The organism is Pseudomonas sp. GW456-L12 (assembly GCF_059424045.1).
The window spans coordinates 179659-196192 of the sequence record NZ_JBWKZA010000011.1 but is presented as its reverse complement, the minus strand read 5'-3'; the positions used below and the strand labels follow the sequence as shown (position 1 = coordinate 196192).

Below are 16534 nucleotides of genomic sequence, written 5' to 3'. Positions count from 1 at the left end.
ACCCTGAACCCCATTCGACCACGACATCCACCATGGCAATACTGGAGGCCAAATCTGCTTCGATCCTTTCCTACGAATCTCGCTGTGGCTGATCGGCTAGCCCAGATAGACCCGGCAGCCAATCCCTTCATCAACATCTGGTACGTCGACAAGTTTGAGAGCTACGCAGAGTTTGTGCTCAACCCGCCAAAAGCTTGGACTGTGTCCGGCAAACAGGCTCGCTTCGTGCAGGAACCCGACGTCGCATTTGAGGGCTGGTCTTTAAACCCAATCTGGCGCCCGTTCCTTGATTCCAGATCAATTGGTGATGACGGCGAAATCGAGAAAAATGTCTAGAAGCGAGAGATTCGCTGCGCGACGCAGTTTTTGGATTTTTACCTCAAGGATACTTCAGCCTCACGTGAGAACGTTGCCGCGCAGCCCCTTGCTAATCTTGCTTTTAAGCAACCCAAGGCAATCGGTTTTTTGACCGATGCTGAGCTGGAATGGGTCTTAAAGTCGCTGCCGAATTTAATGGGCGTGCATGAATTCCGAATAATTGAGATGTACCTGATCATGGCCAGATACTCGGGCCGCCGGCTCTGGAGCATCATGGGAAACGCCAGGGCGCCCGGCCATCTCGATCAGTTCAATCGTAGGTCGGACGGACGTTGGGTTGAGCTTCGTTCAGCCAAGGATGGCTGGCTGCCGCTGGCACCCCATTTCGATGAAGTCTTTGGTCGTTACCTGCGTTACCTGAATTTGGCAGACAGCGCAGCTGGGTCTGATGATCCAGAGATCTCCAGCGCCTCGGAGAAGATTCGCGGTTTGACGGTTATGTTGGTGAGTCGCAAGCCTGTTCCTGAGTGAGAACTGCTATTGGCATTCTAATGGATGCGTTGAGCGTGCCCCTGCGGGGACGGCTGTCGTAAACCGTGTTTCGGCCATCAGGCCTCATCACGGCCCTTCGGGCGTCCGTCCTCACGCCTGCGCGCTCCTCTCGCAATCGCCGTCAAGGGATGCCTTTGCTTGGATGGGTGCAGACGACCGGCCGGTGCCTTGGCTGATTGAGGAGCGCTGCCGAGGCTGCGAGCACGGTAATTCAGACAGTCGCACACCTTGACCCACTGACCCGACTCATCAGAAACCGTGGATAAAACGCCGGGCTGCTTCATGCCGGCGCGTGGTCGTACAGGAGTGACCTGGTGAGGCAAGATCAATCCGCTGTGCCACGATCTGGAGAAGGTGTAAACCCTTTTTTTGCACTGTAAACCACAGTGGTTAACGGTGTTGAAAAGTGATTTACACACTGCTCTTTAATTGCTACCGACGATCCACACTCTGAGTATGCTGTGACCCCTGCCCGCTTTATGGCCATCGCACTAACTCCAGTTCCTTGAGCCGGATGGCCATCGCCGAATCCGAGACGCCGAATTGCTGGGCAAGTGACACCAGGTTCTGGTTGTTGAAGCGGGTGCATCGCGCCAGCGCCAGTTCACGTTCTCCCGACTCTTTTGGGGCGTAGAGGAGCCGATCCGGATTGTTGGGGTCGAGGTGATAGGCAATCACGTCGCTGAAGCGCAGTTGCCCCTTGCAGCAGAACATAAATTCGAACCGTTCCCTCACCAGCTTTTGAGGCATGAGGAAGCAGGCCGCGAAGTGATCGGCTTGTCGCTCTGCGGGTGCACGTGGTGTTTGCAACGGGCTGCCATCAAACGCGCGGTCGCGATGCATGACGGTGTCCTCATGCAGCACAAGATGGCCGACTTCATGGGCCCCCGTGAAGAGCTGAACTTTGTCACCAAACTCGGTCGCGACAGCGATTTTATTGGATTGACGGTCAATCAGGCCCGCAATGCGAGTACCGGTGTTATGTCGGTTGAACTGGGTGTCCCCCAGTGTGGGATGTTCATGATAGTCGTAGCCGCAGACCATGGCGGCGATCCGCGGGCTGCGCATCATCATCGGTGGAATTTCTTGATCTGGCCAGAGGTACCGGCGATCACGGTAAATCTGCATGAGCAGGTCAGTCGCTGCTTTCTCGATTGAATCTTCGTTCATGGCGGAACACCACATGTAGGCCGTCAAATACAATCTAGACCAATATGTAGTGGTTTCAATATATGACTAACTCACCATATGGGTTTTCCAGATGAACGGTTGAGGAGTTTGGCATAAGAAAAAAAGTGATTTCATTTCGCCATCTTTAGGGTCGCCCTGCTCCAGATTGTGTGCGAGGATTCGGCCACGGCGATGGCCGATGGGGGCGTACCAGACCGCTATCAACACATCGAGCCCTTGATGTCGCCCGCTGTAGCGTTGGGGGCCATCAAAAGGATTACAGGAGGTTTGACAAGAAACATGGCATTGGATGTTGCGTTTAGCATTGAGGCTGGAGACTTTGTCGATCCCGATCGAGCCTATGACCTGTTTTGGGCAGGTGTTATTACCAATAAACGAGCCTTCGTTTGCCCTGGAGCGGACTGTGCAGCCCAGGTGACCTGTGCAAATTTGGACAAGGACGTGCAGAGCATGCGGGTCGTGCCGCACTTCAAGGTTTACGGAGAGCATAGTGAGGCATGCGGGATCAGCAACGGGAAGGCGATCGACCTTGAGGTTGAGCCGAGCGGCCCCGACGGGCAGGAGCGCAAAACCGTCGATGAGTCCATTGTTGACGTGTTCAAGCTTGATCGACCCGACTCGTACTATGATGAACCTACTCAGGATCCCAGCGCTGATGTGCATTTGGCGAAACAACGCGCTAGAAACACAAGGCCTTACACGACCAAGCTGGGTGAATCCGGGATCGTCGGCCCCATTTACTCCGTGCGCTCTGTAGTAAGCCGGTATATCCGATATCGATCCGACAACACCTTGGAGTTTCGCCGACTCAATATTGCCGGCCAGGACGTGGCCTACGACAGCATTTTTAAATGCATCTGGGAGCAGGATCTGACTGACCTCCCCGACCACCCCGTCATCTACTATGGGTGGGCCTACATCGATCGCACTAGAAAAAACGACGCGTACCGGATCAAGTTCAAGAAATGCTTGATGCGCGGAACCGAAAGCCTGACGACCTCAAGCTTCGTTTCGGACGCGCTCATCGAGCGCTACAAACTCAAAAACCTCATGGCTACCAGGCTTTCAAAGATCTCCCAGCAGCCCAAACCAACTGCGTTTGTGTTTCTGTACGCACAACCCACAGTACGAACGTCACAGGGGACGAGCTACGCCAATTTCGAGCTGAAGAACTTGGACATGGTTGACGTTAACTACGACTGCCCATTGCCTTCCAAGTACGACAAGTAGCTAGTGAAGCCTGAGCCACCCCGAAGCATATGCGGATGGTGGTTCGGGCCTGCCATGGATGCTAAGCGAGCCCTAACGCGTTCAGACTATCCCGGGAGAAACAGTCCTAGGGCGTCAAGGCTGAGGGGCCTATCGAATTGGTTTGTATCCACGTTACAGCTCCAGCATCGCCCACCTGCTGGCACAAGAACAGCCCCATACTTCACGTCAGCACTCCCCTCGCCCATGCTGCTTTTACGAGCAGCTAGAGAAGTCATGTGCGAGGGTCAGGTTACTCCCATGCAGGTTAGCATCAAGCCCTATCTGGCGCTCTACGGTGGTCGCTAAGCTGCTACCTTCAACGCTCAGACTAGAGCCATCCGTCCTCAGATGTCATTGACGAGGGCCTGGTGGTTGCGATGATGACGTCGTCCTCAGTGGTCACCGTTGCCAAGTACCCTTCAGACTTCATCGCGTTGCCCAACCTCCGGTTTGACTCGGTGTTTCTTACCTTGATCTTCTTGACCTTCGCGCTCACGGTTTTGAAGTCCTCATCGTCGAGCAACCCTAGAGCTGCAGCAATGTCCGGCCACTTCATCCCGGGAAGACATTGTGTCAGCATTTCAGAGCGCTGCTCCGGGGTGAGGCTCGCGTTGCGAACCAGATGTCGCAGCACAGGCATCAGCAGATCAGCAAACCTTTCGCCAGCTTGGTTGGCCAGCATAGATACACGGCCGAGCTCTGGAACCGCTTCCGGTTTGCTTTCAATCGTCTCCAGGCTAAGCGCTGACCACATCTGAATTTTCTGTGTGAGTGACAGCGCTTTGCTTTTGCTCAGCGTGATCATCGAGTCGAGCTGGAGCGAGCTGATATCGATCTCTGCTTTTGCTAGATCCCACCGTTCAACCAGGTACTTGCCTTCGAGGTGTGGGCAAGTATTCAGTACGATCTCCCTGACTTCCGAGCTGTATGGCAAAAATGATGAGGCTACCAGCATGCCCCAGCGACCCTCAGGTAGCGCTGCTTTTATCATTGATAGGTCTTGAAGCACGACGCCATCGAGCAATACCTGGAGCACGTCATTACTGATACTGGTGGCGCTCAGAAGATACTGTTGCAGCGACCAGTCTGCGCTCGTTGACTGCCACAGCGTGCCCTTGAGAGACGAAGCATTCCGAGCGATGAAGCCGGTGAATACCGTTGTGGGTTCCGATCCGATTTCTTCGTCCGAGACGTGGCCGTCTGGCCCAATGACTTTCTCAAAAAAAATCCACACTGCGTCAGCTTTGGCCACCAGGCGATCACTCTCAAGTGCCTTTGTCCAAAGATGTCTCGGGGCGTCAGTGAGTGCGTGTAGGTCACAGGTCGTGCGATCGAAGAGTCTATTTGTCAGGTCGTGATCTGCGTCCAGTTCTGCTAGTAAACTGGCCAAGGAGTCGCTTGATTCATCCAGAGCAGCAGACTGATCTAGCAATGCGCTACCGAGCTCATCGGCGTGAGAGAGCAGATAATTACCGAGCCCATCGATGCCCAAAGCCTGCAGCCTACGCAAGGACACGATGCCCACATCTGCAGGTTCGGATTTGGCGTCTTTAGAATCCTGTCCAGCTTCCGACTTCGCGCATATCAGCGATAGCATTGGGAGGTTGATCTTGATGCAGCGCCAGTCGATCAGCCTTTCGAGGTCTGCGAGACTCATCGTATGGCCCAGTGAGGCAAACTGGACTGGGTAAGCTCTGAGCCACGCCCAGGCTCCCACATTGCTCTCTAATCCTGGCATCAGTCGTGAAGCATCTTCCAGCCAATTGATCGTAGGAATCAGATCCGTTGAAACGTCATCGGCCAGGGTCTTGAAATCGGATTCCGCCAGGTTGTCGACGATTGCTTTGACGAGGGACTGACGGGCCTCGCTTCCTTCAAAAACGCCACCAGCGTCCCCCGTGTCCCTAGCGTCGAAAAGGCTATGAAACAGTTTGGGTTCGAGGCGGTACACGGCGCGAATAAATCCAGCCGCGTCTGTTCGACTCAAAAGCTCGCGCACTGCGATGGCCATTCGTTCGGTGTGCTCGTCCAGACCGCTCCTCAGTATATGGCTTAGCTGAGTGTCTGCTGAGCCAGCCGCGAGCGAGGTTGGTCGGGCGCTGAGACAGGCGATCAAATCGACGATGATCCCCCTACCCTCGTCGAGCTCGTCGCTCTTAAGCTTCTCCAGCACGGTACCCGGGCTGTCGACAGGCGTGGATACTTCAGGCAGCACGCCACGTCTCAATGAAAGGATCAGATCTTTGTCACCAGACGTCAGCGATCCCTGATAGAAATAACCGAGGTAGTCGGTGTAGTCGGCATCGAGAAAACCATGCTGCATTAGATAGCTCACGACGTCCAAGCCCAGAAGATTGTGCCTTACGAGGTTTCCATAACCTTTCTTGATCGCAGTCTTGAACGACATCCTGATGACCTGATCCGATTGCCTCTGCACCGACGCGATTTCATCCGCGATTGTGCTAAGTCGCCGCCCAAGCAAAGCATGGCGCCGCTCATAGGATATAGCGGTGAGCAGCTCAGCCTTCGAGACATTTCGAGATGAGTTTCTGGCCCGCCCGTATTGATCCAAGGCAACCATTGAGAGGGGCCCGGCTTGATTCATTAATACGTCGAACACCTCGTCGGTCACGAACTGCTTCTGCGTGTACTGGGTACCAGTGATTAGGACATGGGTTGCCGTGTCCATTTCGGTCAGTCGAAGAAGCGTGAACCAAACGCAGGCCCTCAGCTCAGTGACATTGTTGGCCAATTCTGAGATTCGATCATCTCGCTCACGTCGCAAGCCATCAAGCTGCCTGGCGTAGGCGCTGTTCTGCTGGATTTTCCAGGTATCGAGGCCCTTGATGACCCCATAGATCACCCCCCGCCGTTTGACCAAGTCGGCGTACGCGCCGGGATGCAGATTGCGGATGGCGACAATCGCAAACAGCTTGTCTGGCTCTAGGCGTAGGCCGCTGGCAAGGATATTTGAAAACATATCGAATTCATTGACGATATTTTTCACCAGCCGGAGGTCATCGATGTAGTAGCAGACCGTCTCCACCAGTCGACGGTCGAGGTGTTCGCCCAAGGGTTTCGATTTGAAGGTTCGAAGGTTCAGAAGCTCCATCATCTTCTCTTGGGAGTTTTCCGAGTTGATGACGGGGATCACTGGGACGATGAGGTCAAAAAACTTGGTTTTCTCGCCGACGACGAACATTTCATCGCGCAGCGCGTAGACGAAATAGACAGGTCGTTTCACCTGAGGTGATTGCTTGATGATGAAATTGATTTCCCGCAATCGGGTGAACACGTCATGAATGCCGAATCGGTCGAGATCCTCAATGATCACCACGTCAATGCTGCTTCGCTCAAAGCAGTAAATGATCTCATCGATATTTTTGTGCAGGACGGAGCCATGGTGGGTGGTCTCCAGCTTGCCACCTTTGAGTGTCAAACCATCAATACTGAACAGCGAACTCAGACGCAGGCACGTGTGTAGCAGGTGTATGCACCCTAACGCGGCGACTCCGACGGCGAGCGGGCTCGGGATCCACAGCAGCCATTCCAGGAGCCAGGCCGGTTCAATCTTGGGCAGCTTCTCTGCCACAGGAACGTACAGTCTCAGCGCCGCCAGAATGAGGAGGCCATAGCAGAGCGTTTTCCACCATATCTTCAGGCCCGAGGCCTGGTCGATTCTCTTAAGGCGGGTCTTGGGAAGTGTCTTTGCAGGGACGGCGTACAGGAGCTGCTGGACGATCGTCTCCTCGATCCGGGCAACGAGATCGGATTCAGCCCTATTTTCCTCGGCTTTAGATTCCTGCCCTGCCTTTGCAGAGGGCTCGGATGAGCGCGGAGATTCCGAGGCCACGTCGGTATCGGTAACAAGCTCATACGCCCCAGAGATCTCGGTGTCCTTGCCGAATGTGGCTAGCGAAACAAACGCGTAGACGAATTCAGGGTGGCGATGAACGAAGGTTCGAAGCACGCTGCTCTTCCCTGCCCCGTACTCCCCCGTGATCGCGATGTTCCTGACTTGATCGTTCTTCAGCCCATTCAATAGCTCACGCTCATACCGCTGGATCTTCCTTGGCTCAATGAGCACTGGAGTTAGCGGCTGGAACAGATTTTCATGAGAAGGCATGGCCAAGAATGCACGTGCGGCCTGATAGGCGCTGACTGCCGCACGTTGGTACCGCTTCAAGGCGGCTAGCTTGCGACGAGCCTTATTAGTCCAGGCGTTATAGGCAGAAAATGCCCGGTTATAGAAGGCGCGCAAGCGAATGAACATCCGTGTCTCCAAGCAGGCTGGCGGCTACCAGGCATTCATTTGCCGAAGATTGAATGATCGATCTTGGGTCTGAGCGGGAAGGTGAACTTCCGGTGAGCCTGATACGAGGGTTGGGATGATAGCTCACGGCCATCTTCGCCTGCGAACCCTTTGTTCACCTGGCAAGAGCTTGGCGCTAGCTTACCTCTACACTGCGCGCTCCGGTTGTCCCGGACAGCGTGCGGGCAACGGCATAGCGGCTAACTTTAGTCCTCCCTACCCTTCGAGTTCAAAGCTGATTTCCCGTAAAGCTGAAGTTTTGATGCCCTCTACGCATCCGCCGACGTCGAGCGCCGCCGGGCAAGCATGGAGCTGTTCAAACGTGACAATCGCGCGGTATTTTTCTCGCCATCTGCGTCTTGAAAACAACGAATCATCTGGCTGTCCAGCCATCGTTGATGAGGATGGTCTTCTTGCCATTGCAGGCCCCAAGGTCATATTGGGGGAGCCGGGCATGGGTAAAAGCCAGCTGATTGAGGAATTTAGGACGGCGCTTAGACGTCCGGCCAATCACCGCGCAACGGTTCATCGCCAGCGGCAACCCGGGGCGTTTTCATTTTCCTGGTAAACCTCTGTTGATAGATGGGCTCGACGAAGCCATGGCGCGGCGGGATAGCGATGCTGTGGATATGGTGTTAGGGAAGCTTGAGGATGCCGGGCATCCCGACTTCATCCTTTGCTGCAGGTCGAGAGAATGGCAGTCACGCAATGTTGTGAACCTAACGCAAATTTATGGCTCAGAGCCCAGCATCCTAACCATCGAAGCGTTTACGAGGTTGGATGCCTTTGCTTTCATGCGCCAGCTCTATCCAGAACTCGATGTGGATCACGTCCTTTATCACCTGGAGGATCAAGGGATCGCCGAGCTCTACCAGAATCCTCTGACTCTTAGCCTCATGCAAAGTCGCTGTTGCTGACAGGACTCTCCCTGCTACACGTGCGGGCCTCTTCGAACGGGTGTGCACTCTACTCTGGCCCGAGCATGACCCTCACCGTATTGACGGCGCGCTTGGCCTTCTTTCTGAAGAACAAGCGCTTTCGGCCGCTGGAGCTCTCTGCGCGGGATTGCTGCTCGCGAGCGGGGACGCGATCAGTCGCTCCGGCCCTAATCATCTCGTAGTAGGGGATGTCAGGCTTGCAGAGCTCAGCGAGCTGCCCGAGGCGGAAGCCGCACAAGCGGCTTTTTCCTCAAAACTGTTCCAGACTGTTGGCCCGGAACGGGCAAAGCCCATACACCGCGTGGTTGCAGAGTTTCTCGGCGCGCGATGGCTGTCGAAGGTCGCAAGAACCACTCAAGCACAGAAGAGAGTGCTCGCTCAGTTTCGCACCGGCGGCAGTGTGCCTGCGAGTTTGCGAGGTCTGCACGCGTGGTTGTCTTACCACAGCCCAGCTATGTCATCTGCGGTGATTGCAGCCGATCCATATGGCGTGTTGCGGTATGGCGAGACGGCGAACCTCACGGCAGAGCAAGCTCAAAGCATGCTCGACGCGCTTACATCCCTGTCGCAAACAGATCCTTTTTTTAGATCCCATGATTGGGGCAGTCATAAGGCCAGTGGCCTGATGCATGATCGCTTGGTAAGCAAAATCGAGACGATCATTACATCGCCGGACAGCAATGTTCACTTAAGGGCCCTTCTGATCGAGGGCCACACTGGTACTCCCGGCGTGGTGTTCTCGGATCGTTATGCTTTTTCAGAGCGGAAGCATGCCGTGCAGGCGCTACTGCCAGCCTGTGACCGGGTACGCCGGCAGAGCATGATTAAACGCTTACATGAGCCCTACACTGACGTGTCGTTCGAGCTTGCGCTGTTCGTCATCGAGGCGACTGACTTTGACGTAAGCGATGAGCTTCTTGCCATGAATATCCTGGCGTGCTCAGGGCTATATGTTTGTTCGCTGCCTAGAGCATCCTCACGGACATCTGGCGGATTGTACTGGCTACCGCACTAATCTCAGGCAGTTGGGCAGTACTGTCGTGAACCAAGCCCTGTACGCAACACCTCCGCCCCCCCTCACTGATTTCAACGCCTAACCCGCCGCCCCTTTGACCACTGTCATTGTCGAGTCCGATGCATCCCGCCGATACTCAGCCCCGTCATTCAGCGACGCGCCAGCGCCTACACTCGATGGCAACCGGCCAGGACCCGCATTCTGGATCATTGCCGCCGATCATCATGGATACTTGAGAAGGACACTCAAATGGTACGTGCCGTCACTATTCTCACCGAGAATTTCTCCGACTGGGAACCCGCGCTCATCAACTCCACGGGGCGAGCCTACTATGGCTTCGACACTCGTTTCGCAGCCCCCGGTGGCAAGCAAGTGACTTCATCCGGAGGAATGACCGTCATCCCGAACCTGGCCATCGAAGCCATCGAGCTGGACGATGTCGACTTGCTGATCGTGACGGGAGGTCCTGTGTGGAAAACAGACAAGGCACCGGCAATCGAGGCGCTGGTTCGTGCGGCTCACGCCAGGAAAATCGTCGTTGCCGGCATCTGTGACGGCACCCGCGTCCTGGCCCAGGCCGGAGTGCTGGATCACGTGCAGCATACGTCCAACTCCGCCGAGAACCTGAAGCAGGTGCATTACCGCGGAGCGGATTATTACCAGGATGTGCCCTATGCCGTTGCCGACCAGGGTGTGGTCACCGCTCCTGGTAGCGCGCCTGTCAGCTTCATGGCGCAAATTCTCAGTACCTTGGGTTTGAACGACAAGAAGCTCGATGCCTACCTGGCCATGCATGCGGCTGAACACATTCACTGCTGAGCCCCTGCTTTCCTCTATTTCTCCCCTCCCCTGACGCCGCGGCCTATTACTTGGCCGTGGCGCACCTCCGGCTTTGCTGATGGCAGGTCCGCATGTTTTCCACGGCTGAACCGCAGCCTGGGGCAGTCCGATAATTTTTTAAAAAATCGGAAAAAACTTACTTGCGCTTACGACATTACCTACTAAGGTTTTCCCCTATGGCGAGCAGGGTCATCCCCCGGCCAAATCAGGGATTACCTGATGCCATATCAAAGGATGCTTTATTTAGATCGCCCAAAAGGCGACATTTTTCCTACCCAAGCTAAGGAATGGCTTAATGTTTTTGTTTGCCGATATTGTTGTCCGGAACCTGCCAGCCCCCCTTGAAACCCCCGCCCTCAGCACCTCGGCCCATGAGCGAAATGCTGCGAGCAATGATTCCTACCCCCTCGGAACCCTGCCCGACATTCCGTCAGGCTCCCTCCTTTGCGTGCGCCTTAGAAACTGATCGGCCCGCTCGAAGCAAGTAAAAAGCCGACGCATTTTTACGACATGACCGACTAAGGCCGTCGTACAAAAAACGCTGCGCGCCTTATGGCCTTCCCGCTGGACGGGAGAGCTACGGGTGCCCGGAAATGCGTTCTCCAATGGATCGAAATCGCCGCCGGAAGATGCCTGCGCGCCGAGGATCGGACATGTCAAAAACAACAGCTCAAGGCCCGGCCACGGAATCGATCGAACGGCTGGGCATGATGCAGGCGCTTGCCGACGCCAGGCTCAGCGTCGAGGCCAGGGCCATGGTCGCCCAGGGCTTCTACACCGGGGTCGTCCAGGAAGTTTCCACGGTCATACCGCTCAAGGACGGGACCGACCCGAATCTCGGACTCTTGCGCCAGCTGGTGATCGCTGGATGGGGCGAAGAGCTGGGCCAGTATCTTGAAGTGCTCGATGTTCGCGGTAGCAGCGCTGCCGAGGCCTTGCGCAAGGCCCAGCTGGCTGTCAGATCCGGCACTGCGCTATTTGCCGCCGGCAGCCTGGCCACTGGCACTGGATGGCACTGCCTCCTCTCGATCCATCATGGGTTGGCCGACGAACATAGCCTCGAGGTTCTGGCGCGGCGGCTGCAAGCAGCGCAATCCGCTGACGTCGGTTCAGCCCTGGCGCACATGCGTCGAGGGCGTGGGTGCTATGACGATTATGTCCAGGCGCAAGCCCTGCACGGGCACGCTGAGGACGGGCTGCGCACAGTTGTTGCGCAACCGATGACGCCAGTGCGCCTGCTGCAAACCGGGCCCTTGGCCTTCAATGCCCAAGGGCCGCGAGTGAGTCTGCAACGCAGACTGGACATCGCCACGATCAATATCGACAAGCCGCCCTTGGCGACGCTCCTGGCCTGCCTGCGGCGGGCCGATGTCATCGCCGAGGGCGACACCCTGTGTTCCTCCCATGACTGGCGCCCGGCTCACCAGCTGGATGCCATCGGCATGATGACGGGCCTTGTGCCGCTCTCCTTCGCAGTCCCTGGAGAACAACTGCTGCCCGGGCAAACCAGCCTTGAGGCACGTGCTCGCCACTGTCCCGCAGCGCGCCAGGCGCTGGCCTGCTGCCGGGCGTCCGAGCTGTTCATCAACGGCGCGGGCAGGCGCGGCATCCCGGCCTCGCAGGTGATGAGCGCAACGTTTCCGGTGGGAATCGAAATACGCCGCACAGGCGCTTCGCAACTGTTCCTGGAGATCGAGGGGCCGTTTTGCGACGCCAGTGCCGCCACCCACCTGCTCAATGAACTCGCTGATGTACTTATGGATAGGAGTGAATGGAATGACTGAAAACATCCAGTTCGATGAACACGTCCTCGCCGACGAAGTGGCTCGCGTCTCTGCCACGTTTGCCGAGGTGCTCAAGCTGCCGCATGTCGGCCCTGCAGACAATTTCTTCAACCTCGGCGGCGACTCCTTCGACGCTATTCGGGTGATGTCGCGCTTGTCCTGCAACCTGCCCATCGTGACGCTTTTCGAGCACCCGACGGCCGTTGACCTGGCCCGGCGCATCCTCTGCGAAGCCACTCGACAATCCGTGCGCCTGGTCTGTTTTGGCGATGCGCAAGCCGCCGCGGGTTCGACCGCGGTGGTTGCAGTGCCTTTCGGCGGCGGAGACGCCACGGCCTACCGCAGCCTGTTTCAAGGCACGCAGGATGTGCAGGTTTTCGGCGTGGATTTCGGTGACTTCAAGGTCGAGGACGCTTTGGACTTCCATGCCCTGCTCGACACCCTTGCCACCGAGATCGAAGAGATCGGCGCCGCCCGCCTGGTGATCTACGGCCACTGCGCCGGCGCGGCCACCGCGGCGTGCATTGCCTCGAGCATGGCCGACAGGCACGAGAGCCTGTCACTGGTGGTTGCAGCCTCGCGCCCGGTGCTGGATGCCGATGCCGCGATTCGCGCCGCCGAAACCACGGCGGACCAGACCTGGACCGACTACCTGCGTTCCCTGGGCGCCTTCACCGGACTGCTCGACAGCCAGGTCGAGAGCATGCTGGCCCGCGGCCGCAGAGACCATCTGATCGCCTGCGAGGCCTATCGCTACCTGGCGCAGCACCCGGCGCATGGCGTACCGGCATTGCTCCTGCTCGGCGATGAAGATCCGGCTACCGCCGAGCCCGAAACGGTACTGGAGCAATGGCGCACGTTCATCGACGTCACCCAGGCCGCAACCCTGGCCGGTGGCGGGCATTACTTCGTGCGTACCCATGTGCGCGAGGTCGAGGAAACCGTGCTGGCGTTCGCAGCACACAACACCAAAGGAAGGGATAGCAAGTCATGACAGTCAATCATCAACCACTTCTCACCCAGGCCGATCTGCTCAAGCGCGGCTTGGCCGATCTTCAGGCACACGACGCCGAACTGGCGCAGATCCTGGACGCCGAGGTCGCTCGCCAGCAACGCACCCTCTCGCTGGTCGCCTCTTGCTGCGCGGTCAAGCCCCGCACCCTGGCGGCTTCGTCCTCCGCGCTGGTCAATGTCACCGCCGAAGGCGTTCCCGGACGCCGCTATCACGCCGGCTGCGAAAACGTGGACCTGGTCGAGTCCCTGGCGATCCACCGTGCCCGGGAGCTGTTCGGTGCGCAATATGCCGGTGTCCAGTCGCACTCGGCCTCCAGCGCCAACTACCAGGTGCTCGCCGCCCTGCTCGAACCTGGCGACACGCTACTGGGCATGGCCCTGGATAACGGTGGCCACCTGACCCATGGCAGCCCCGTGACGTTCTCGGGCACCTACTACAAGGCCATCGGCTATGGCACCACCAAGGAAGGCCTGATCGACTATGACGAAGTCCTCAGGCTGGCCCTCAAGCATCGGCCGCGACTGATCATCTGCGGCGCCACGGCCTACTCCAGGGTCGTGGACTTCGAGCGCTTCCGGCAGATCGCCGATGAAGCCGGTGCCATCCTGATGGCCGACATCTCGCATATCGCCGGCCTGGTGGCGACCGGGCGCCATCCGAGTCCGATCGACGCCGCGCACGTCACCACCACCTGCACCCACAAACAGCTCGCAGGCCCCCGTGGCGGCCTGATTCTCTCGGGCCGTGACGCCAATGAAAAAGTCCCCGGCCGCGATGCGACCTTCGCCCGGGTGCTCGAACTGGCGGTGTTCCCGAGGATGCAAGGTGCGCCGGCCGTCAACATGATGGCCGCCAAGGCCGCGGCGCTGGGTTACGCCATGACCCCCGAATTCGATGCCGAGATGCAACGCATCCGCGACGCGGCCGATGTGATGGCCAGCGAATTCCAGGCCCGGGACTATGAGGTGGTGGGCGGTCGCAGCGAAAACCACACCATTCTGATTCGCTTGCGCGCAGCGATGACCGGCGCTATCGCCGAGACCGCGCTGGAGCACTGCGGAATCATCGTCAACAAGAACCGGGTGCCCGGCGAAACACGTTCGTCCTTCGTCACCAGTGGCCTGCGCATCGGTACCGGTGCCCTCGCCCAGCGCCATGTCGACCCGCAGGGATGCCGGCAGATCGTCGACCTGCTCTGCCGGATCCTGGACCAGGTGACTCCGCTCGGCGAGAGCGAGTTCACCCTGGACCCGGCGCTGCGCAAGCAATTCTGCGCGGAGGCCGAGGCGCTGTGCGTGAAGTATCCGATCGCTGACTACCTGGCAGGCTGAAGCAGTCTCCGGCACCGCTGGAGGCATGGCACGACGGTCCGGCGATCGTCGTGCCCGGCCAATACGCAAACGCTAAGAAGAGAGAAGCACCATGACGGACAAGATCAAATATGTCGCCATCAACGGCTCGGAACGCTTGGATGGCAACAATGCCAGGGCGCTGGAGTGGGCGGCCGAGTACCTGGAAAAGCAGGATGTGATTCTCGAGGTCTTTTCACTGGCCAGCGCCAAGATCGACCCCTGCGGGGCCTGCGGCGATTGCAATTTTCGCGACGAGCCCTGCGCGCAGAAGGACGACGCCGCGCGCGCCGTGCAACTCATGGAAGCCAGCGATGGCGTGATCTTCGCCTGCGCTGTCCATGGTTTTGGCGCCACGCCCTTGATGTCGGCATTCCTGGAGCGGGTCGGGACCGGGTTCCTGCGCCACGATCGCACCCTCACCAACAAGGTTGCCGGGGTCATGGTCACCGGCCGGCGCATGGGCCATGTGGAGGTCTACAACCAGATGCTCCAGTGCGCCTTGCTCAACCGCATGATCATGGTCGGCTACGGCTTCCCGGCCATGCTCGTGGGCGACAAGAAAGGCGAAGTACTGGGCGACAAGGAAGGCATGGAGATGCTGCGCCGGATGCTCGATCGCATGGTTTCCATGACCCGCCTGATGCGCGACTACGAACGAGTCACCGGGCAGGCGGCACTGCCGGTCTCGGTACCTGGGGAGCGCCATCGCGAGGGCAAGGACGGCACGTTCTTCGTCCCGGCCAAGTCCGACATGTACCAGCTCGAGGCCGCTCGCGGCTGCAACTTCGATGTCGTCGGCGACTGAACTGCGCAGCCCAACAGCTATCGAGAACCTTATGAGCATTAGAACTGCCTGCAATGGCCTCACCGACACCCACCTGCGGGAATGGATAGTGTCGGAACACTTCGAGCGCCTGGCGGATGCCACCGTGGCACAGATTGCACAGGCCTATGTCGGGGTCTATTCGGCCCGGCCTACCAGTTGGCTGGCGGTCATGGCGCGCAATCGCAACCTCGATCGCCAGACCGTACTGGCCATGGAAAACGCCAGCGACCTGCTGCGGATCCCGGGCATGCGGCGCTCCAAGTTCCTGCTTCCCGGCGAGCTGGCGGCCAAGGTCTTCGCCGCCACCCGCCTGCCCCTGGCCAACCACGAATGGCGCTTACGGGACGTAGGGCTTGGCCTGGACGATTACCGGCGACTGCTGCCGACGCTGCTCGCCTTCAGCAGTGGCGTCTCGGTGCGCCTGCAGGACATCGGCAGCGCCCTCGACCTGCCGGCGCCCCAGGCGCGTGCGTTGACCTCGGTTGCCGCCTATGACGGCGCCTTGGTCCGTATACCGGCGGCCAACCAATGGTCCAACCGCTGGCTGTACTCGGCTGCACCCGAAGGGCTGCTACCCGGTGACGGCGTGCCACTGGACCGCGACCTGCTACTGCGCGATATCGCCGGGCGCTACGTCGAACACTACGGACCGGTCACGGTCGACGACCTGGCCTGGTGGCTCGGGGTTTCCAAGGAAACCGCGCGCACGCTGCTTCAAGCCTGCGCAGCCCGCCAGGTCGGAAACCAGATGTGGCACAGCCCGGCCGGGCTGGCGCGCCTTGAGCGGTTCCTCGAGCACACCAAGGCCCCCGCAACGGAGCAGATCCGCTTCCTGCCGGCCTGGGATCCCCTGGTCATGGGCTATGCGCCCGGTTCGAGACAGCGCGACTGCCTTGGGCTGGAACGGGTCGGCGGCTACGACGCGGCCGGTAACGGGCGGCCGGTGGTGCTCATCGGCGGCCGGGCTGTCGCCACCTGGAATACGGCGGCCAAGGGCAGCAAACGCTTCATCGCAGTCGATGCCTCGACACTCGCCGACCAGGAGCGTGAAGCCGTGCTTCAGGCTGCCTCGGTACTGGCGGAGCAGATCGGGGCCATTCACCAGATCGAGAACAAAACCACAGCGTGACAACAGGGAAG

13 protein-coding genes and 1 pseudogene are annotated in these 16534 nt (G+C 58.5%); 12 read left to right on the top strand and 2 right to left on the bottom strand.

Features of this window, described 5'->3' with window-relative positions:
* Window positions 1–336 (top strand): annotated as a pseudogene (locus AC07Y9_RS16630) (integrase); the annotation flags it as partial.
* A gap of 30 nt (window positions 337–366) precedes the next feature.
* On the top strand, window positions 367–849 hold the full coding sequence (locus tag AC07Y9_RS16625) for a hypothetical protein (protein ID WP_256581013.1): 483 nt from the start codon (window positions 367–369) through the stop codon (window positions 847–849).
* 498 nt (window positions 850–1347) lie between these two features.
* Here AC07Y9_RS16625 and AC07Y9_RS16620 read toward each other — a convergent pair whose 3' ends face one another.
* Window positions 1348–2040 carry an ImmA/IrrE family metallo-endopeptidase gene (locus tag AC07Y9_RS16620; protein WP_102681522.1) on the bottom strand — a complete coding sequence of 231 codons (693 nt, stop codon included), beginning with the start codon at window positions 2038–2040 and terminating at the stop codon, window positions 1348–1350.
* Between the two features lie 240 nt (window positions 2041–2280).
* On the opposite strand from AC07Y9_RS16620, the gene AC07Y9_RS16615 reads away from it, so the two are divergent.
* On the top strand, window positions 2281–3291 hold the full coding sequence (locus AC07Y9_RS16615) for a hypothetical protein (RefSeq protein WP_494990494.1): 1011 nt from the start codon (window positions 2281–2283) through the stop codon (window positions 3289–3291).
* Window positions 3292–3640: 349 nt separating this feature from the next.
* Here the strand turns inward: AC07Y9_RS16615 and AC07Y9_RS16610 are convergent, their stop codons facing one another.
* Window positions 3641–7585: a YobI family P-loop NTPase gene (locus AC07Y9_RS16610; protein WP_102681520.1), complete on the bottom strand. Its 3945-nt coding sequence runs from the start codon at window positions 7583–7585 to the stop codon at window positions 3641–3643.
* Between the two features lie 361 nt (window positions 7586–7946).
* Between AC07Y9_RS16610 and AC07Y9_RS16605 the strand changes: the two genes are divergently transcribed.
* The 9 genes from AC07Y9_RS16605 (at window position 7947) to AC07Y9_RS16565 (ending at window position 16523) form a co-directional block, all read left to right on the top strand.
* Window positions 7947–8192 (top strand): hypothetical protein, encoded by a 246-nt coding sequence (locus AC07Y9_RS16605; protein WP_256581012.1) that lies wholly within the window; start codon window positions 7947–7949, stop codon window positions 8190–8192.
* A 7-nt stretch (window positions 8193–8199) separates the two neighbouring features.
* Entirely contained in the window at window positions 8200–8541 is a 342-nt protein-coding gene (locus tag AC07Y9_RS16600; RefSeq protein WP_256581011.1) for a hypothetical protein, read from the top strand.
* Window positions 8542–8689: 148 nt separating this feature from the next.
* On the top strand, window positions 8690–9577 hold the full coding sequence (locus AC07Y9_RS16595; protein WP_256581010.1) for a hypothetical protein: 888 nt from the start codon (window positions 8690–8692) through the stop codon (window positions 9575–9577).
* 249 nt (window positions 9578–9826) lie between these two features.
* Window positions 9827–10396, top strand: a complete 570-nt coding sequence (locus AC07Y9_RS16590; RefSeq protein WP_102681519.1) for a type 1 glutamine amidotransferase family protein — start codon at window positions 9827–9829, stop codon at window positions 10394–10396.
* A 674-nt stretch (window positions 10397–11070) separates the two neighbouring features.
* Window positions 11071–12201 (top strand): hypothetical protein, encoded by a 1131-nt coding sequence (locus AC07Y9_RS16585; RefSeq protein ID WP_102679711.1) that lies wholly within the window; start codon window positions 11071–11073, stop codon window positions 12199–12201.
* Window positions 12194–13195: an alpha/beta fold hydrolase gene (locus tag AC07Y9_RS16580; protein WP_102679712.1), complete on the top strand. Its 1002-nt coding sequence runs from the start codon at window positions 12194–12196 to the stop codon at window positions 13193–13195. The genes AC07Y9_RS16585 and AC07Y9_RS16580 overlap by 8 nt, the downstream gene beginning before the upstream one ends.
* Entirely contained in the window at window positions 13192–14547 is a 1356-nt protein-coding gene (glyA, locus tag AC07Y9_RS16575; protein ID WP_007925572.1) for a serine hydroxymethyltransferase, read from the top strand. Before AC07Y9_RS16580 ends, glyA begins: the two co-directional genes overlap by 4 nt.
* Before the next feature lie 91 nt (window positions 14548–14638).
* The gene (locus tag AC07Y9_RS16570; RefSeq protein ID WP_102679713.1) at window positions 14639–15373 is read left to right on the top strand and encodes a flavodoxin family protein; all 735 of its coding nucleotides are present in this window, start codon (window positions 14639–14641) and stop codon (window positions 15371–15373) included.
* 31 nt (window positions 15374–15404) lie between these two features.
* Window positions 15405–16523: a DNA glycosylase AlkZ-like family protein gene (locus AC07Y9_RS16565; RefSeq protein ID WP_102679714.1), complete on the top strand. Its 1119-nt coding sequence runs from the start codon at window positions 15405–15407 to the stop codon at window positions 16521–16523.
* Window positions 16524–16534: the final 11 nt, after the last annotated feature.

Bases quoted from the DNA above. Each gene is read 5' to 3' on its own strand.
- AC07Y9_RS16620 (WP_102681522.1), bottom strand. From the start codon at position 2,040: ATGAACGAAGATTCAATCGAGAAAGCAGCGACTGACCTGCTCATGCAG.
- AC07Y9_RS16615 (WP_494990494.1), top strand. From the start codon at position 2,281: ATGTCGCCCGCTGTAGCGTTGGGGGCCATCAAAAGGATTACAGGAGGT.
- AC07Y9_RS16610 (WP_102681520.1), bottom strand. From the start codon at position 7,585: ATGTTCATTCGCTTGCGCGCCTTCTATAACCGGGCATTTTCTGCCTAT.
- AC07Y9_RS16590 (WP_102681519.1), top strand. From the start codon at position 9,827: ATGGTACGTGCCGTCACTATTCTCACCGAGAATTTCTCCGACTGGGAA.
- AC07Y9_RS16585 (WP_102679711.1), top strand. From the start codon at position 11,071: ATGTCAAAAACAACAGCTCAAGGCCCGGCCACGGAATCGATCGAACGG.
- AC07Y9_RS16580 (WP_102679712.1), top strand. From the start codon at position 12,194: ATGACTGAAAACATCCAGTTCGATGAACACGTCCTCGCCGACGAAGTG.
- glyA (WP_007925572.1), top strand. From the start codon at position 13,192: ATGACAGTCAATCATCAACCACTTCTCACCCAGGCCGATCTGCTCAAG.
- AC07Y9_RS16570 (WP_102679713.1), top strand. From the start codon at position 14,639: ATGACGGACAAGATCAAATATGTCGCCATCAACGGCTCGGAACGCTTG.
- AC07Y9_RS16565 (WP_102679714.1), top strand. From the start codon at position 15,405: ATGAGCATTAGAACTGCCTGCAATGGCCTCACCGACACCCACCTGCGG.